The organism is Chryseobacterium pennipullorum (assembly GCF_003384725.1).
Taxonomy (GTDB): Bacteria; Bacteroidota; Bacteroidia; order Flavobacteriales; family Weeksellaceae; genus Chryseobacterium; species Chryseobacterium pennipullorum.
Window position 1 is genome coordinate 27,879 of record NZ_QNVV01000019.1, and the last position, 16,899, is coordinate 44,777.

The 16,899-nt window shown below is 38.6% G+C and carries 22 protein-coding genes; 6 read left to right on the plus strand and 16 right to left on the minus strand.

Annotation, left to right across the window (positions count from 1 at the left end; translation table 11 throughout):
- Positions 1-154: 154 nt before the first annotated feature.
- A complete protein-coding gene (locus DRF67_RS17345) occupies positions 155-970 on the minus strand; it encodes a hypothetical protein (protein ID WP_115929563.1) in 816 nt (271 codons plus the stop codon).
- Between the two features lie 102 nt (positions 971-1,072).
- Positions 1,073-2,110, minus strand: a complete 1,038-nt coding sequence (gene holA, locus DRF67_RS17350) for a DNA polymerase III subunit delta (RefSeq protein ID WP_115929564.1) — start codon at positions 2,108-2,110, stop codon at positions 1,073-1,075.
- A 7-nt stretch (positions 2,111-2,117) separates the two neighbouring features.
- Here holA and DRF67_RS17355 point away from each other — a divergent pair, with 7 nt between their 5' ends.
- From DRF67_RS17355 to DRF67_RS17365, 3 genes are all read left to right on the plus strand, one after another.
- Complete coding sequence (locus DRF67_RS17355; RefSeq protein ID WP_115929565.1) at positions 2,118-2,549, plus strand: type I restriction enzyme HsdR N-terminal domain-containing protein; 432 nt, start codon at positions 2,118-2,120, stop codon at positions 2,547-2,549.
- 172 nt (positions 2,550-2,721) lie between these two features.
- Entirely contained in the window at positions 2,722-3,342 is a 621-nt protein-coding gene (locus tag DRF67_RS17360; RefSeq protein ID WP_115929566.1) for an HAD family hydrolase, read from the plus strand.
- Between the two features lie 144 nt (positions 3,343-3,486).
- On the plus strand, positions 3,487-4,131 hold the full coding sequence (locus tag DRF67_RS17365) for a dienelactone hydrolase family protein (protein WP_115929567.1): 645 nt from the start codon (positions 3,487-3,489) through the stop codon (positions 4,129-4,131).
- Positions 4,132-4,257: 126 nt separating this feature from the next.
- Here the strand turns inward: DRF67_RS17365 and DRF67_RS17370 are convergent, their stop codons facing one another.
- The 9 genes from DRF67_RS17370 to DRF67_RS17410 form a co-directional block, all read right to left on the minus strand.
- Positions 4,258-4,638, minus strand: coding sequence for a peptidase associated/transthyretin-like domain-containing protein (locus DRF67_RS17370; protein ID WP_115929568.1), 381 nt, complete (start codon positions 4,636-4,638; stop codon positions 4,258-4,260).
- Between the two features lie 261 nt (positions 4,639-4,899).
- The gene (locus tag DRF67_RS17375) at positions 4,900-5,271 is read right to left on the minus strand and encodes a cupin domain-containing protein (RefSeq protein ID WP_115929569.1); all 372 of its coding nucleotides are present in this window, start codon (positions 5,269-5,271) and stop codon (positions 4,900-4,902) included.
- Positions 5,268-5,795, minus strand: coding sequence for a GNAT family N-acetyltransferase (locus DRF67_RS17380; protein WP_115929570.1), 528 nt, complete (start codon positions 5,793-5,795; stop codon positions 5,268-5,270). The genes DRF67_RS17375 and DRF67_RS17380 overlap by 4 nt, the downstream gene beginning before the upstream one ends.
- A 3-nt stretch (positions 5,796-5,798) precedes the next feature.
- Positions 5,799-6,401, minus strand: coding sequence for a DUF2911 domain-containing protein (locus DRF67_RS17385; protein ID WP_115929632.1), 603 nt, complete (start codon positions 6,399-6,401; stop codon positions 5,799-5,801).
- A 29-nt stretch (positions 6,402-6,430) separates the two neighbouring features.
- A complete protein-coding gene (locus DRF67_RS21990; protein WP_115929571.1) occupies positions 6,431-7,474 on the minus strand; it encodes a bifunctional transcriptional activator/DNA repair enzyme AdaA in 1,044 nt (347 codons plus the stop codon).
- Between the two features lie 2 nt (positions 7,475-7,476).
- Positions 7,477-8,241, minus strand: coding sequence for an isocitrate lyase/PEP mutase family protein (locus DRF67_RS17395; RefSeq protein ID WP_115929572.1), 765 nt, complete (start codon positions 8,239-8,241; stop codon positions 7,477-7,479).
- A gap of 90 nt (positions 8,242-8,331) precedes the next feature.
- On the minus strand, positions 8,332-8,844 hold the full coding sequence (locus DRF67_RS17400) for a methylated-DNA--[protein]-cysteine S-methyltransferase (RefSeq protein WP_115929633.1): 513 nt from the start codon (positions 8,842-8,844) through the stop codon (positions 8,332-8,334).
- Positions 8,845-8,885: 41 nt separating this feature from the next.
- Positions 8,886-9,434, minus strand: coding sequence for a DinB family protein (locus tag DRF67_RS17405; protein WP_115929573.1), 549 nt, complete (start codon positions 9,432-9,434; stop codon positions 8,886-8,888).
- Between the two features lie 55 nt (positions 9,435-9,489).
- Positions 9,490-10,008: a Crp/Fnr family transcriptional regulator gene (locus DRF67_RS17410; RefSeq protein ID WP_115929574.1), complete on the minus strand. Its 519-nt coding sequence runs from the start codon at positions 10,006-10,008 to the stop codon at positions 9,490-9,492.
- A gap of 67 nt (positions 10,009-10,075) precedes the next feature.
- Between DRF67_RS17410 and DRF67_RS17415 the strand changes: the two genes are divergently transcribed.
- Both DRF67_RS17415 and DRF67_RS17420 read left to right on the plus strand, forming a co-directional pair.
- A complete protein-coding gene (locus DRF67_RS17415) occupies positions 10,076-10,930 on the plus strand; it encodes a hypothetical protein (RefSeq protein WP_115929575.1) in 855 nt (284 codons plus the stop codon).
- 25 nt (positions 10,931-10,955) lie between these two features.
- Positions 10,956-11,981 (plus strand): hypothetical protein, encoded by a 1,026-nt coding sequence (locus tag DRF67_RS17420; RefSeq protein WP_115929576.1) that lies wholly within the window; start codon positions 10,956-10,958, stop codon positions 11,979-11,981.
- A gap of 154 nt (positions 11,982-12,135) precedes the next feature.
- On the opposite strand, the gene DRF67_RS17425 is transcribed toward DRF67_RS17420, so the two are convergent.
- The 5 genes from DRF67_RS17425 to DRF67_RS17445 form a co-directional block, all read right to left on the minus strand.
- Complete coding sequence (locus DRF67_RS17425; RefSeq protein ID WP_115929577.1) at positions 12,136-12,633, minus strand: hypothetical protein; 498 nt, start codon at positions 12,631-12,633, stop codon at positions 12,136-12,138.
- 238 nt (positions 12,634-12,871) lie between these two features.
- Positions 12,872-13,588 carry a hypothetical protein gene (locus DRF67_RS17430; RefSeq protein WP_115929578.1) on the minus strand — a complete coding sequence of 239 codons (717 nt, stop codon included), beginning with the start codon at positions 13,586-13,588 and terminating at the stop codon, positions 12,872-12,874.
- 70 nt (positions 13,589-13,658) lie between these two features.
- Positions 13,659-14,084: a DUF1801 domain-containing protein gene (locus DRF67_RS17435; RefSeq protein WP_115929579.1), complete on the minus strand. Its 426-nt coding sequence runs from the start codon at positions 14,082-14,084 to the stop codon at positions 13,659-13,661.
- Positions 14,085-14,187: 103 nt separating this feature from the next.
- On the minus strand, positions 14,188-15,027 hold the full coding sequence (locus tag DRF67_RS17440; RefSeq protein ID WP_115929580.1) for a carboxylesterase family protein: 840 nt from the start codon (positions 15,025-15,027) through the stop codon (positions 14,188-14,190).
- A gap of 139 nt (positions 15,028-15,166) precedes the next feature.
- A complete protein-coding gene (locus tag DRF67_RS17445) occupies positions 15,167-15,961 on the minus strand; it encodes an SMI1/KNR4 family protein (RefSeq protein ID WP_115929581.1) in 795 nt (264 codons plus the stop codon).
- Between the two features lie 274 nt (positions 15,962-16,235).
- On the opposite strand from DRF67_RS17445, the gene DRF67_RS17450 reads away from it, so the two are divergent.
- A complete protein-coding gene (locus tag DRF67_RS17450; protein ID WP_115929582.1) occupies positions 16,236-16,823 on the plus strand; it encodes a DJ-1/PfpI family protein in 588 nt (195 codons plus the stop codon).
- Positions 16,824-16,899: the final 76 nt, after the last annotated feature.

Here is a 16,899-nt window from a genome sequence, read left to right on the forward strand (position 1 = left end):
GCTAATTTCGGAATTTTTAATTTCTTTTTAAAGTTATTTTAATGATACTTGTCAATATGAGATATGTGGATTGTCAATAAGGGGTATGAGATTCGGTTTTTGGGGTGGTGAGAGTTGGGCTAAACTCCATTTGATCTCTTCGTCTCTAATCTCCTTACTCCAACATCCACTGTACCAGCCCTTCCTGTTCCACAATATTCCAGGAATGAGGATGTCTTTTACCGTTAGCCCTTATGCCACGGTTCTTTGTTTCGATATATTCTGTCGTATGGCTTCCCAGATTAAATAAGGTTTCATTGGCTTTTTTAAGAACAAAAGCATTAAGATCTTCAAACTTTCTGCCCTTGTTTTCCTGCTGCCAATCCAGATCCGGTTCACAATAGAATCTTGTCTTGATATTTTTTAAATACCGGATATGTTCCACTGAGCCGGAGGCCATCAGGTAGGGTGAAGCTATTCTATATTTTTCAGGATTTTTATCTGCGTTTCCCAGTTCTTTATCCAAAAGCCGGATAAGAAATTTCCCCTCTTCCACCGCCTCAGGATCCACGTTGGCAGCCACCTCTTTCTCCGCATTATGATACAGCTGTTCCAGATCAATGGGTGAATCTACCACCAGAAGACCTTTAGGCTGAACAGCGTTTTTATTTTTGATTAAATAGGAAGAAAGCAACATAGCTACATTACCGCCTCCGGAAAATCCTCCGATAAAGACATTGGTCTTATCAATATGATGCTGATCAAATATAGAGTTTAAAGAAGCTGCATATTCCTGCTTTTCAGATTCCTTTAAAAACAGTTTCTGATTATACCCTAAAAGTATTGTTGTGATTCCTTGCTTTTCAATATGGTCCAGGAAACGGGCCTCAGCTTTTGTATGTTCGATATCACACGGAAAACAGGGAAATAAAACAAGTACCGCTTTTTGATTGCCAGAACGAGTTACTTCATAATGACTGGTACTCACCATGTTTTTCCCGACTTTCGCTGACGTGCAGTTTAGTAAAAATAAAGATAGGAGCAACAGGACAATACTTTTTCGCATCAATAATTATATTAACAGACTTAAACCCTACACTTTCATCTTGATCTTATCCACATGAATAATCTTATAGACCAGTTCCTTGATCAGTTCTGCTTCTCCCATATTCACAGCTCCCAGGCCTTTTCCCTTCAGGTCAAATTCTCTCAGGATAGAGATCACTCTCGTGGCATGCTTCAGTGGATACAATCTGGCACTTTCTGCATAATCTTTGATAAAATATGGATTCACGCCCATCTGTGATGCAATGGTCTGGGGCGGCTGTCCGGCCATTGTCTGATAAATAATCACATTGGAAAAATAGTTATAAAGACTCGCCAGCATCATCACGAAAGGATTATTCTTTGGATTTTTCCCCATAAAATGAGCGATCTTAAAAGCAGCATTGGCGTTTTTGGTCCCTAAAGCTTTTTGAAGTTCGAAAACATTATATTCTTTGCTGATTCCGATATGATTTTCAACAATGGTCCCATCCAGAACTTCCCCATCTTTAAGGATGATTTTCAGTTTATTGAGTTCATTGGCAATTCTTGAAAGGTCATTTCCAAGATATTCTGCCAGAAGATGAGAGATATTGGGAGCGGTATTAATTTTAAGTTTTACACATTCGTCCGAAATCCATTTGGGAAGATTACTTTCCCTTACAGATTCACTCAGGAAAAGAGCTTTGGCTTTATCCAGGGCTTTAGCTGCCTTCTTCCGGCTGTCCAGTTTTTTATGCTTGTGGGCGAAAACCAATACGGTAGAAGGTACCGGATTTTCCACATACGCTTCCAGAATTCTGTTTTCCTCTTCATTCAACCGTAAATCCTGGGCTTCTTTCACGATAATCACCTGCTTATCCCCCATCATTGGAAACTGTCTTGCCAGCGAAAGAACTTCCTGATAAGAGGTATCTTTGCCATAGGTAACCGTTTGGTTGAAAGCTTTTTCATCTTCTTCCAAAAAGTTATGTTCAAGGGCTTTTACCGCAACATCAATAAAGTAAGCTTCTTCTCCGTGGAAAAAATAAATAGGTAAAACTTCTTTATTTTTAATATTTTTGAGGATTAAATCTAATTCTTTCATCTTATAAATGGAACTTCCAAAACTGAATTTTCAGGAAACTTTTGATTTTAAATTCAAGAAAGACAAAGATAAGTTTTTTATTTATGATCTGGTTCGTAAAACTTATCTTCTGCTCACTCCTGAGGAATGGGTAAGGCAGCACTGGATACATTATTATCTCACGGTAAAATCCTATTCGACATCGGCCCTGATCACCGAAAAAAAGATCGTTTTGAACGGTCTTACCAAAAGAGTAGACCTTCTTATCACTGTAAAAACAGAGCCTGTCATCCTGATCGAATGCAAAGCGCCTCAGATCAAATTAACGGAAAAAACATTTGAACAAACGGCAAGATATAACTCCATTATCGGAGCCAAAGAAATTATTCTTACCAATGGACTGCATCATATCAATGCCTATTATGAAAACGGGCAATATCAGTTTTACAGACCGGAATAAAGATTGAAATAATAAATAAAATGAGAATAGCGGTAAAGTAAATAAAAAAACATATTTCCCGTGTTCCAGCCTTAACGGAAGGTGAAAATTCCACTTCTCTGCACAAAACGGCGAAAAGTTTTTAACACAGCGGCCCTTAAAAAATCATGGCTTCACCATAATAGCAATGAGTATGAAAATAAAAAACATTATATTCGATTTCGGAGGGGTTCTGATGGACTGGAATCCCAGATATTATTTCCAGGATTATTTTAAGGATGATGAAAAAATGGAATACTTCCTTGAACATATTGCACAGGATGAATGGAATATTGAACAGGACAGAGGAAGAAGCCTTGCCGAAGGAACAGACATCCAGGTGAAAAAATTCCCGGAATGGGAAAAAGAGCTCAGGGCTTATTATGACAACTGGACCGTCATGCTGAAAAGTGATATTCCGCAGAATGTAGACGTACTCAGAAAGCTTAAAAATACCGATTATCATTTGTTCGGCCTGACCAACTGGTCGGAAGAAACCTTTCCGTATGCATTGGAAAATTATGATTTCTTCCAGATCTTTGAAGGGAAAATTGTGGTTTCCGGAACGGAAAAGCTGATCAAGCCAGACCCTGAAATCTGGCATGTGCTGTTGGAAAGATATAACATCAAAGCTGATGAATCCGTTTTCATTGATGACAATCCTAAAAATATTGAGATGGCAAAATCATTAGGTTTTAAGACCATACAGGTATTTCTTGATACAAACTTAATGCAGGAGTTGAAAAAAATTGGGGTTGACGTTGAGACCGTTTAATTATTTTCTTAATTTTAGTACACACTAATTCACAAACCATTACTTATGATACGTTCCATCTTATTAACCACAATGATTATGGCTTCATGAACCCTTTTCAGTCAGAAACTTAAGACCGTATCCTACCAGGACGGCTCGCAGAAACTGAATGGCTTAATCACCTCCAATGCAGGAAAAAAGCTTCCGGGAGTATTGATTCTTCCTGCCTGGAAAGGCATTGACGAAGAAGCTAAAACGGCTGCTCTTGAGCTTGAAAAACAAGGATACATTGCATTTATAGCCGACATTTACGGTGAAGGAAAAATTCCTGCAGACAGTGAATCAGCTTCTAAAAGTTCGGGATATTACAAACAGAACTATCAGGAATACCAGAAAAGAATTTCGCTGGCATTGGAACAGCTGAAGAAAAACGGGGCCATTGCTGATAAAACTGCCGTAATCGGCTATTGTTTCGGAGGTACCGGGGCTTTGGAGTCAGCAAGAGGTCATTTACCTGTTGCTGGTGTTGTTTCTATCCATGGAGGCCTGTCCAAAGATCAGAGCAGAAAAAATGAAATGCTAACCGCTAAAATCCTGGTTGAAAATCCGGCAGATGACAAAGGGGTCACCCAGCAGGATTATGACAATCTCATCAAAGAAATGAACGATGGAAATGCAGACTGGCAGATCATTACGTACGCCCACTCGAAACATACATTTACAGATCCGAAATCACCGGACTACAATGAGGTGATGGCTAAAAGAGCATGGAACCATACCCTGATGTTTTTGAAGGAAATTCTGAAATAGATTTTAATGTAACAATGTACCAGTTTAGCAATGTACCAATAATACGGGCAACCCCCATTGTTACACTGTTATACTATTACACTGTTACATTGTTACATTGCTACATTGCTACACTAATTAATACTATTACGGCTTCGCCTCCAGTTCAACTTCATAATTCTTTGGAGAATACTTTGTTAGCGAACCTGTTGCGGCATCAATTCCTACCCCTATTGCTCCACCCAAAAGGATATTCAGCAATGTGACAGGATTGAACGTTTTAGTAAGCTTTACTTCTTTATCCGTAAAGCCTTCTTTTTGAAAGGTTACAGTCTGTTTGCTCAAGGATCTTGGAATTTCAGCAGTACATGGTGTCATGCATTTTTCAATCCCCTTATGAAATACTTTAGCTCCCTCCGGGCTCGTACTGAATGAGATTTTATCCTTGGTACCCGTAAACATAGATGCACAAGAAGTTGCTGTTAACGAGATCCCCAGTAATAATACGATTGATAGATTGTTTTTCATATAAAGTTTTTTAAGTCCGCGAACTTAAACAAAATAATTGAAAAATAACCTGTTCAATGTAACAATGTACCAGTTTAGCAATGTACCAATTGAAAAATGAACTGTTCAATGTAACAATGTACCAGCTTAGCAATGTACCAATTGAAAAATAAACTGTTCAATGTAACAATGTACCAGCTTAGCAATGTACCAATAATATGGGCAACCCCATTGTTACACTATTAGATTGTTACATTGTTACATTGTTACATTAATATCATCCTAATCCACCCCTTCCTCTTCCCTGTTCACCAGTTCCATAGAAAAGGCAGGCAGGCAGATGGCAAGGTATTCACAGGCTTCTGAGAATGGATTGCTGTACCGGATACGGGCTCCCTTTTCAATCAGGATGCTCTGTCCTTTTTCCAGGGTAATGATTTCACCATCAATCTCAAACTGTTTTTTCCCTGAAATAATATAGGTAAACTCATCAAACTCCGGAGTCTGATGGGGCTCACTCCAATCCGGAGGCGCCACCATATGGGCAATAGAAACATTGGCGTTTCCGGTAGAATTTCCCCAATGTTCTTCAATCAGTTTTCCGTCTGTGGTAGGAACGATCAATGGAGACTGCTGGATTTTGTATTTTTTCATTTCCAATCTTCTTTTCTGATTTCGTAAACAAAATTCGTTCTGGAAGGCTCCGCAAAATAGGCGACTTCCTCTTCGGCAATTTTTTTACCACCGAGTCTTTCCAAAGCAGTCTGAGAACGGAAATTCTCTTTACCAATATGGAAATGTACCTTATCTACATGTTGAAATATATAATCCAGCATCAGCTTTTTCACCTTCGGATTGATTCCCTTTCCCCATGATTTTGTTCCATAAAAGGTATATCCTACAAAAATATGGTTGTCATTTTCGTCAAAGTTGTAATAGCGGCTGCTTCCGAGTACATCTCCGGTAGATTTCTCAATAATTTTGAAAGCACCTTTACTCTCTATAGCTCCTTTGAAAAAGCTTTCAAACACCTCTCTTTTGTAACGGTCTTTGTTGGGGTGTTGTTCCCAGACCTTAGGATCGGAAGCCACTTCGTATAAAGATTCAAAATCCCCTTGCTGTAAGGGGATCAGTTGAAATTCTTCATTCTCTAAAATAGGCTGAACAGAAAAATTCATAGTTTAGCTCTTTTTAGCAGAATCAGATTCTATTCTTTTAATTTCTTTCAGTTTATCAGAGATTTTGATAACCGTATCGAGTTTTGAAGGCTTCAAGGGTACTTCAGCCTGTGCCATATCCCACTTGATCACCAGGTTTCCGGAATTTTCGTCCGTAGGGTTCAGCGTAATCTCAAACCATTCCTGCTTATCTGCCAGTTTGCTGACAGGTACAGTAACATCTACTACATCCTGTTTAGGGTCATAAGTATAAGCACCCCATTGCTGGAAGTCCTTATTCAGAATCACTTTCCATTCTTTCTCTGTAGGAACGATAAACAGTCCATACGTTCCTGCCGGAACTGTTTTTCCGCCAAAATTAACGGCCTGGCCGAAGGTAATTTTTGTAGACGAGTTAGCTCCTGCTCTCCAAATCTGGCCATAAGGAACCAATTCTCCGAAAATCTTACGTCCTTTTACGCCGGGTCTTCCGTAGTCGATAGAGATTTTGGACATTGAAAACTGTTGTTCAACTTTCTGACGCGGACTTGCTGCCGGCACGGAATAATCCTGGGCAAAAGTAACCGCTGAAACTGATATGCAAACTGCTGCTAATAACTTTTTCACGTGTAAATTTTTGCTTAAAATTACAAAAATCAAAATAAAATAGCCTTCTCGAGCTCCAATAATTTTTGCTTTCTCCAGATCCCGCCACCATAGCCTGTTAGCTGGCCATTACTGCCTATCACACGATGACAGGGTATGATAATTGATATGATATTGCAGCCATTGGCATGGGCCACAGCCCTCACAGACTTTGGGTTTCCCAGAATATCGGCCTGCTCCTGATAGCTCCTTGTGGATCCGTAAGGAATTCCTTTCAGGATTTCCCACACCTGTTTTTGAAAAGGCGTTCCTATCATAGAAAGTGGAACAGTAAATGCCGTTCTTTTCCCTTCAAAATATTCGGAAAGTTCTTTGTCTAGAGTACTAAAATGAGGATTTTCTCCCTGGACAATATTGGCATTCAGACGCCTGGAAATATTTTTAAGCTCTGTAGGGAGCGCTTTTCTGTCGGAAAATTCAAGAAGGCAGATGCCATTCTCATCGGCACAGGCAATCATCGTTCCCAGCATGGTTTCAATTCTTTTGAGATCAATAATCTTCTCTGTCCCGTTATTTTTGGGGGATACTCCGAAAATATTCTTAAAGCTTTCATTGAAGCCGCTGAGGCTTTCATATCCCGTATCAAACGCAACTTCTGTAACGGATTCTCCCAGTTGAAGCTTTTTAAATGCAGCATTTAACTTAGACATTCTCTGAAAGGCATGAAACGTGATGCCATGATGTTTCAAAAACCACCGGCGAACGGTTGCAGGCTCCAGGCCTCTTATTACCAGATCATAATCTTTGAGCTTCAGCGAGGGATCATCGGAGATTTCCTGTAACAGGTTTTTGATATGCTCCGGGGTAACTTCAGGATTTTCCAGCGGCTTACACACTTTACAGGGACGGTATCCTTTTAGTATTGCCTCTTTTGTAGTGGCAAAAAATTCCACATTTTCAAATTTGGGCTTGCGTGCTGTACAGGTCGGGCGGCAGAAGATTCCGGTGGTTTTTACGGCCGTCCAGAAAATTCCTTCAAATGAAGAATCTTTATTAAGAGACGCTTCATACATGATGTGTTCTGTTATTTCCATGATTATGCAAAAAGAGTGGCAAAACTTTGACTATCAATGATATCTTCACTTATCCTTTCCAGTTCCTTGTAAATATATCTGTTTAGAAAATCACCGGAACTCATTCTACTCACCCCCAATTCTTTAAGGACCTTAAAATCGGGAAGCTCCGGCACTGCCATCACGTTTAGCGGAAGCGTGGTAGAATGTACAACTGCCTTTATATCACTTTCATTGCTAATGCACGGTACAAAGACTCCATCAGCCTTAAGTTCTTCGAAAAGCTTTACTCTTCTTAAAGTTTCCTCTAATGCATTGTCAATTCCAAGCAAAAAAGGATCAGTTCTTATATTGACAAAAATCTCTGCCCTTCGTTCTTTCAGTTTTGAGAAAACATCCTTCAATTTTTCAAAAAACACGTCTCTATCCAAAAGTTTTCTTTCGCCATCCACAACATAAGAATCCTCTACATTGATTCCTGCAACGCCTGTTTCCAGAAGTCTTATAATATGAGAAACTACAATCTCATTCGTATTTCCGTAGCCGGATTCAAGATCTACAGATAAAGGAATAGAAACCGATTCTTTGATTCTTTTAATCACATAAAAGTACTCTTCAAAGCTTATCTGCTCACCATCTTCGTACCCCAGACTCAATGCCACTGCCGAGCTTGAGGTAGCCAGTGCTTTATAGCCTGCTTTCTCATATATCCGGGCACTTTGTACATTCCATACGTTGCCCAGTAATAAGGGCTCGTCACTGTGATGTAATTCTTTAAAACTGCTCATTGTTATTTTTCTTCAAAGATATTGATATCGCCAGGCGGCAAACAACCGAAAAATGAACAGGTATTTTTAAACTATGGAAAAATTCAGCTTTTAAAACAGAATAGCCTTCTCCAGTTCCAATAGTTTTTGTTTTCTCCAGATTCCTCCGGCATAGCCTATGAGTGCTCCGTTTGAGCCAATGACACGGTGGCAGGGAATCAGGATGGCAATTTTATTGATCCCATTGGCAGTCCCCACTGCGCGTATCGCTTTGGGATTTCCCAAGAATTCCGATTGCTGCTTATAGGTTCTTATCTCACCCATTGGAATTTCACGAAGAAGCCTCCATACTTTTTCCTGAAACTCAGTTCCGGTCGTGAATAAGGGAATATCAAACTGTTTTCTTTTGCCTTCAAAATATTCCCGGAGCTCTTTTTCCAGCTGGCTGAAGAGGGCATGCTCTTTTTCCACAATTTCAGCATTCAGTACTTTTGATAATGACTTCAACTGTTTCTCAATATTTTTCCGGTCCGTAAATTCAAGCAGGCATATGCCTCCGTTTACAGCGCACGCAATCATCTCTCCAAGCGGTGTATCTATCGTTTTCTGATGTATGATTTCCATTCGTTTAAAAGTAATCATTTTTTGACATCATCACCTACTTTTCACAAAGCTTTTAACGTTCTCTGTACCTGAATGATATGTCTTGCATTATGATAAATCACGAACCGGAAGGTATCTCCTAGTTTCAGATGGACCCATTTGGAAAGACTGATGCTGGTTTTTGTCTTTTCTAAATTAACATTTTCCGCTTTTTCCAATAGATCAAGTAATTGCTGTTGCTGTCTGATAAATGTAGTGACCACATTTTTGTTCAGGCGGCTATGAATCGGATTCATTTCTTTCATCGTTTTCATTGCTTTCAGCTTTTCTCCGGGAAGCATCATTTTAGCAAAATAGTTCCCGATAAATCCAGGGTTGAAATCCGGTTTGTAGGATGTCTCAGATTGTGTAATCCTACGGCTGATTTCGGGAATATAAAAATCACCATACCGGTTGAGATGTTCAAGACATTCCAATGTACTCCACCGGTCTGCTGAAACTCTGAAATTCAAATCCTCTTCCGGCTTTAAAAGAAGTGTTTCGGCATATTGCAAATGCTGCAGGGTTTGGGTTTTTAATTCATCCAGTAATTGGGAGGTTGAAATTTTCATAGCCGCTTTTTTATGCAAATATCATGATCAGATTGTTCCCAGATCTTGACTGAGCTCAAGATTTTTTGAGTCTGGATAAAGTTTCGGGCGACATTCTGAGGTAATTGGCAATATACTTGCCCGGGACTTCCTGAAATAGTTGGGGACTGCGTTTTAATACTCTATCAAACCGTTCTGCCGGGGAATTTATCAAAAGGTCTTTTTCTCTTTCCAGCTGCTGCTGAACAAGGTCTTCCAGTGTAGCCATCCAGAAAGCCATAGGCTCTTCACCGGATCTTACAAAGGTATAAAAGTCCTTTTTTGAAGCAGTATGTACAGTTGTTTTTTTAATCGCCTGGATATAAAGATCTGAAGGCTTCCCTGATAGAAAAGAATCTAATGAAACGATCATATTTCCAGTGTATCCGAAACGTATAATTCTTTCTTCATCCCCGTCCATCATGAAAATTCTGACACTGCCTTTCTCTATAAAATAAATCTGAGTGTCTGTACTTCCCGATATCTTCAGAAATTCGTAGCGTCTGAATTCCTTCTTTTCCCAGTGGAGTCCGCTTTGAAGCAATTTTTCAACCATTTCATTTTAGTTTTTGCTGTTCCAAAGATAATGGGTAATTTTAGTGTTTTTAAAACTAATCACAAGAATGCTCAAAAAAACAGGTCTTTTCCTATTGCTTGCCATTGGATTTTTCAGTTCAAAGGCCCAGCAGACCATCCCTTTCCGGATTACAAAATACCATACTATTATTGTAAAAACAATGGTCAACAAGAAGGATTCACTTGATCTGATGTTCCAGATTGCAATGAAAGATGCCTCCATTTCCCCGGACCGCCAGCATAAAGCAGATCATATTATTTTTAATAAAGAGGAGATCAGCGACGAAAACACGGTGGATATCGGAAAATTATCTCTGAAAAACATTCGCTTCACAGACAATCAGCTGGCTGGCCACGAGGCAGATGGAAAGATCGGCACAGTCCTTTTCGCCGGAAAATCTTTTAAAATCGATTACGATAACAACCAGTTTGTTATGTATGACAAATTACCGGATGTAAAGGGATATCAGCCTATTCCTGTCCTTTATAATAATGGTGCTTTTTACATTGTGGCGGATAACATTATTGATGGCGACAGACAGCAGGAAGCATATTTTGCACTTCAGTCCGGCTATTCGGGGGGAATATTATACAGCAATGACTTTGCGGAGGAAAAGGAGCTTGATAAGAAGCTGAAAATTACCGGCGAAAAAACATTGAAAAACTCGCAGGGACAGCGTATCATTACAAAACAGGGAATCCTTCCCTTTTTTAAACTGGAAAATTTCGTGTTTAAGGACTTGCCAGTAGGTTTTTTTGCCGGCGAGCTTAAGACCCAAAACGTAAGCTATTTTGGCGCAGATATGCTTCGACGGTTCATCTGGATCTTTGATGCTGACAGAAAAACAGCGTATATCAAACCGAGCATCTATTATTCTGAACCTTATGAGCAACTCAAATAAAACCCTATCAATTACATAAAAGAATATGAAGATCAAAGCAGCCTTAGGGCTTTTACTTATTCAGCTGGCTGTTAGCAGCTGTCAGAAAGAGCATAAAACAGCAGGGAATGAATCTGCAGCAGTAGCGGGTGACTCTATAACAGTCACAAAGAAAGCAGATAGAGAAGACAAGATCGATTATACAAATTTCAACATTTACAGCATCAGCATTATTTCTTCTGCACAGAAAGATGTACTGGCTGATGCTTTTATCTCTGTATCTGACATCTACACAGATCCGCATTCGATCCAGGAAGATATCTTTAAAAACCAAAAGAATACGCCTTTCGAGCAGATGCAGCGTATAGAACTGGATTCAAAGCACAGACAGAAGATGTTGGATGGCCTGCATCTTTCTGAAAACGATTCACTGTATCTGTATAATTATCAATCCAATACCCTTCGGAAGACGCCGCTTCATAAGCTGAAGGCTGTTGCCTATTTGGATGCTTATTCTTTCGACAGTGACGAGTTGGAATCCAGCTATTATATGGTGGGATTTCAGGTTGCCACCCAGGAAGGAAATGATGTCGATGACAAATACAATAATGCCGTCGCGTATTTCGGGAATAAGAACCCTTTCGTTGAAGGGAAAATGAAAGCAATTCCATGGAAAAAAACAGGAGCGGACATTGCAAAAAAATACTTTACGAATTCCAAACTGAAATCCGGAAACTCGTACCAGGCTCAATATGAAAACATGACGTATTACCTGCAGGATTATCTTGAGGGAGAAATTCTTATGGAACGGAAGCTGGCCATCGTCAATGACCGTCATGAAAAGATATTCGAAAAAACGATTAGCATGGCCGGCACCGATGGTGCAGAATTCTCCCCCCTCAACGGAATAGACACGGATGAATCTAATGGCATGCAATGGACCGGTTATCTTTTCAAAGGAAAACCACCTGTTGTTCTTGGATTTCTGGCCCAGTCTTTCGGGTGTCCTTCTATTACCTTTTTAGATAAAAATGAGAAGCCCATGGTGATCAATTGTGACAACAGGCACTAGATCGTAATGAAACGGAATTTTTGATATTTCCATCCTGTCTCCTTTGATCCTCCCATAAAATCATGGAACTATCTTTTAGAAAATACAATAAACAAAGGGCTTCCGAAAGATCGAAGGCCCTTTTAATTTATTATCTTGTCCGGCAAGTCTTGGGTTATATGATCGCAGACATCATCATCGACATATAGTAATTGGCACAATGCAAGGAATTGATTAATACCGTTTCTTTATCAGGATCTGCTTCAAAAGCATCTGTGGTAGTGATATCATATTCGTAATTAAGGGCACTCCATTTTAGGGTGGGCTTTATCACCATAAGTTCCGTTCCTTCAGGATCCGTGAGAACAAATGATTCTTTAAAAATACCCCGGTGCTTAAAAAGATAGCCTTTTTTGACACCGCTAAAATAGGTTTGTACCACAATTTCACCATTCCAGTTCATTCTGAATTTCAGGAGAACACGTTCCCCGTCCTTCAGCTCGATAGTTGTTCCCCAGAAGCCTTTTGGCTCTATCTGATAATGATGATCTTCAGTTTCTACTACAGCATTAAATGTAAACCAGTTGGTATAGATGAGTTTTCCTATAAGCCTTTCTCCTTTTGTAATTTCAAAAGATAATGAGTGGGTTGATTTTGCATAATATTCTGCCATGGTTGTTTTTTAGTTTAATCAAATTGGATCAGTTCTGCTATCGTGTAAAAAATTTGTTTTTATGACCCTCTAATTTACAATCTCTTATAGAAATCAGCAAAAAAAATTAACCCGGTTTAGATGTACAGATAAAAATAATTTTTTGCCTATGCTAAGTGACATCCGTTTTATGAATTCCCCCCAATTTCAAAAGGTAGAAGACAGCTATTTTCATGATCTCCAGCCTGGCAAACATTCTTTATTTGATTCTTTTCCAATCTCTGTCGTAGAGTTTTTTTAATTTTTCTTTCAGTTCCGGCTGAAAAACTTCTTGTGGTGCTTCGGACTGATCCAGGGTAGCTTCAAACGTTAAAGTTTCATCATTGTCATCAAACAATTTATTTTGGTTACTATCTTTAGTTGCCGTCATGACGATCTTGTTGGAGGCCTGAATATATTTCCAGCTGTTGAGACTATAGCCCTCCGGTGAAATCTGGCGTAAATTTTTGCCGAAGCGGTCTGATACATACAGGTAAATGGGATCAATTTCATTCAAAAGCTTGTCATTATTATAATCTTCGCTTCTGATGTTATAAAAAATATGCTCTGTTTTTTTTGAAATATTGATTCCATCCGGAGCATTGTATTTGTAATCATAATTCAATATCAGCACTTTCTTTTCTGTAAGAAGATGGTATTCATTGGTATTGGAATTCAGAAAAATAATATTCCAGTATCCATTATCAGGCATTTTCTTATAAGAGTAACTGCCGTCTTCTCTTTTATTCTGTCCCATTTGTAAGGGAAAAATAAGAACCCCGGTACTGTCTATTTCGCTAAAAGATGTGGTTTGAATATTTAAATTTTCTATGGGTAAATCCGTATTGGTGTGAGCGCCGCTTTCTGCACGTTCAGGATTTTTCTTACAGGATAGCAGCCCCAAAAGCATCACTGAAAATAATATACTGTTTTTCATGGTGTATGTGTATTAATCTTTACAAAGATGGAAAAATATGACGAAAATTATTATAAAATTATTCCGGATATCATCTCTTTTGCGCTGCCCCGTCCCGGATTGCTGCTTCAAGAATGTCGATATGGATATCTTTCAATGTTTTGAATTTAATGCAGTAGCCGCTCACTTTTGCCTTCCCGATTGTCCCATCATACATGTGAGCCAGATAAGTCTTGTCTTTAAAGCCCATGATATACATTGAAATTCCCGTTGTATTGGCACTCATTCCGATCCGGTAGAATTCTCTTTCTGTTCCGTCAGCATAGCGTATGAAATAGGACCCATAGCCAATATTGGGATTGGAAACGGTCTTATGCTCATCATTTTTCCCATCCAGGAACCATAATTTACAATCCGGTAGTGCTTCCAGTATGCGGATATGAAGCTCCTCCATATCACTACGTTTAGATTGCGGTTGACTTTTAATATAGTTTTGAATATGTTCCAGCGTATTCATATCAGTTATTTTTCACGATTCAAAATAATAGCGAGCTTAATTCCTTAATCCATAAATTTCTGTTCTCTAACCCCTTTACAAATGACAAATAACACATAGTATCTTATTGATGCTTTTCAAATAACCATTTCGGAATTTCCTCTGTTAGTAAAAACGGAATGGTAATGTTGTTGTGATTGAGATTCGTAAAGGTTGTAAAGATAAGATTGGGATCTGATGAAAGTTTATTAAATAATTCAACGCTTCCGGCGTAAGGATTTTCATTGTCTTTTGCTCCATGAATCAGCCAAATATTTTTCCTGCTTAGTTTCTTAAGATTGGAAAGATCAGGAACAGCCGCTATAGATACTTCAGCAGCAAATCGGTCCGGGTCCAGACTCATCAAATTCTGGGCTGTGGAAGCCCCCATCGAGTACCCTGCAAGATACATTCTATTTTTATCAATATCCGGATATTCTTTTCCTATTTTCTTTATCAACTCAAGTATAGCAACAGCTTCATCTGACGGTTTTGAAATCAGAATATTTTCATGATTACTTTCATAGTCTGAAGAACGCTTACTGAATTGAGGGGCTATTACGTAACACGGGTATTTGCTATAAATTTCATCCTTCAGCCATATTCTTGCCAATGGTTCCAGCTGATTTTCGTTATCAGTTCCTATCCGGGTTGAATTGTGAAAAGTAATCACTAACGGATATTTTTGTCCTTTAGTCTTATTTTTTGGAGTCAAAAACCTGTAAGGAATCTGAATATCACCTTTTGAGAATATTTTCTTCAGAAAAAGGTCTGTATTCAGGTTGTTTAGAATTTTCCGATTGTGGGCAAATGTTGCCGTATCAACCTGGTCAGTACGGGTTTCTATCTTTTGGGCAAAACTGTATTCTGTTGTTAAAAAGAAAAAAAAAGTGATCAGAACGAATGTAAAGATTTGTTTTTGCATAGTGTTTTTGTGGTGGCTTGTTTGTATGTTTACAAGTCTTGCTTGATTTAAATATAATCGTTTAGTCCTCCGCGATTCTTTTTTTAAATCATAGATCTATATTTGTGACCTGTTTTCAATATTGTTTAGCATGGATGAGTTAAGAAAACCATCTCTTCAAAGCAGTCCAAAAGCTTTGTTTATCTGTTATTTTTACAGGTTCTGGCACTACCCTCTGCTGACTTCTTTTTGTAGATTTATGCTTATATTTCTTCAATTCTTCAGTCGCAGCTTTTTCATTTTCAGGGCTGAAATATGTACTAAATCTTTCGTATAATTCAATCACAAAAGGATTATCGGTATTTGCTGTTCTAGTCCGGTCCTTTAGTTTTACATTCGCTTCAAACCATTTCAAGTATCGGTCTCTCACAACATTTTCATTTCTCTCGGTCTCTTCCTCTGATACCCAATGGAAGCCCGCAGTTTGATTGGTCAGGGCCTGGCTAAAGAAAATCAATATCATCTGTACAAATGTCTGTCCAGATTTTTCAGTATGTTCACCGTTCTGGGGATATTCATCGAAAAACCAGATGTCAGGGTTCTCGGATTCATTCAAATAAAAAAATCTAAAATAATCATACCTTCGGTGAGATATAGGAAAAGCTTCTTTTTCAAAACTAAAACCGGTTTCCATCAAAGTTTCAGTGACATATTCATTGATGTCTTCATAATCTTCAAATGACATCTGTTCCGCATCAAAAAATTCAAAAAGAAATTTCTTACCGATACTTTTAAGGTATTCTTTATACGCTTCCGGCAGTTGCGTTCCCAGTCTATCTTCTATTGATAAGATCTCAGTATCGGAGCATCCGGCAATTTTCTGTTGGTCTATGCCTAGTTCCGTGAGGAAATATTTTAATTCTGAAAAGAAATCTTTATAAATATTCTCAGCCATGGTTAATTTTATGAGATTGAAGGTTGTTGTTATGGTTCCCAAATGTACACATTTCAGCAATCAACCTTCAAGTTGATGGATGAATATTTAGTTTCGGTAATCTGAGGGTTGTATTTTCTCATTTCTACATCATACAATTTTCAAAATCAGCTAATATTTTTTATCTTTAAAATCCACGATTAGTAAACTTTTACCCGCACAAATGGATCTCTGTCATACTGATCCAGACCAGCGAAAAAACACACGTATTGGTATTCTCTAAAATAAATAAATTATGAAAAAAAATGTTGCGATTCTCCTTTTCGACAATGCTGAAGTACTTGATTTTGCAGGTCCGTTCGAAGTATTTTCGGTAGCTTCACAATTAAAGGATTTTGAACTCTTTAATGTATTTACTGTTGCAAAGGATAGCGGTGCAATCTCTGCTGTTAATGGCCTTTCCGTTAATCCAAAATATAATTTCCAAGACTGTCCACCTGTTGATATTCTTATTATTTCCGGCGGTGTCGGATCCGGACAAGCAATGATTGATAAAGAGATTTTAACATGGGTTGAACACATTCACCAAAATACGCTGTATACGGTAAGTATTTGCTCCGGCTCCCGGATTCTGGGGACTTTGGGCTTACTGGACAATAAAAAGTACTGTACCCATCATGGTGTTTATGAGCATATGGCAGAAATGGTCCCTTCGGGATTACCTCAAAAAGAAAAAAGATTTATTCAGGACGGTAAAATTTTTACTTCGGGAGGCATAAGTGCAGGAATAGACCTTTCTTTCTATATTGTATCACTTATCTATGGCAATGACACCGTACAAGCAACGGCAGATTATATGGAATATAACCTTATGCAAGGATAACTGACCGGTTTTCAAAACCGTTATTTGGTTGCTCTTTATACAACAAAAACGCATCTTAAAAAAGATGCGTTTTAAA